Here is a 472-nt window from a genome sequence, read left to right as displayed (position 1 = left end):
CGTTCACCTTGACGGTGATGTCGCCGGTGCCGAGCACCTTGACGGGCTGGCCCTTGCGGACGGCACCCTTCTCCACCAGCGCCGCGACGTCGACGTCGCCGCCCTCGGGGAACAAGGTGGAGATCTTGTCCAGGTTCACGACCTGGTACTCGACCTTGAACGGGTTCTTGAAGCCTCGGAGCTTGGGCAGACGCATGTGCAGTGGCGTCTGACCACCCTCGAAGCGAGCGGGAACCTGGTAGCGAGCCTTCGTACCCTTGGTACCACGACCCGCGGTCTTGCCCTTGGAGCCCTCACCGCGACCCACACGGGTCTTCGCGGTCTTGGCACCCGGGGCGGGACGCAGGTTGTGGATCTTCAGGGCCGACCCGTTGGCCTTGGTGTCAGGCATTTTCAGTCAACCTCCTCGACGGTCACGAGGTGCGCGACCGCGCGGACCATGCCCCGAAACTCGGGGCGGTCCTCCTTGACG

Annotated in this window: 1 protein-coding gene and 1 pseudogene; both read right to left on the bottom strand. The window is 65.7% G+C overall.

Going from position 1 to position 472, the window contains the following annotated elements:
- On the bottom strand, positions 1-391 hold a 391-nt coding region (gene rplO, locus D7V77_RS42480), incomplete at its 3' end, for a 50S ribosomal protein L15 (RefSeq protein ID WP_120581770.1).
- Between the two features lie 2 nt (positions 392-393).
- A pseudogene (locus D7V77_RS42475) lies at positions 394-472 on the bottom strand (50S ribosomal protein L30); the annotation flags it as partial.

It is taken from the genome of Corallococcus sp. CA041A (assembly GCF_003612075.1).
In the GTDB taxonomy this organism is placed as follows: Bacteria; Myxococcota; Myxococcia; order Myxococcales; family Myxococcaceae; genus Corallococcus; species Corallococcus exiguus.
Note: the sequence above shows the minus strand (reverse complement) of the source record. Positions and strands in the feature narration are given on the sequence as shown.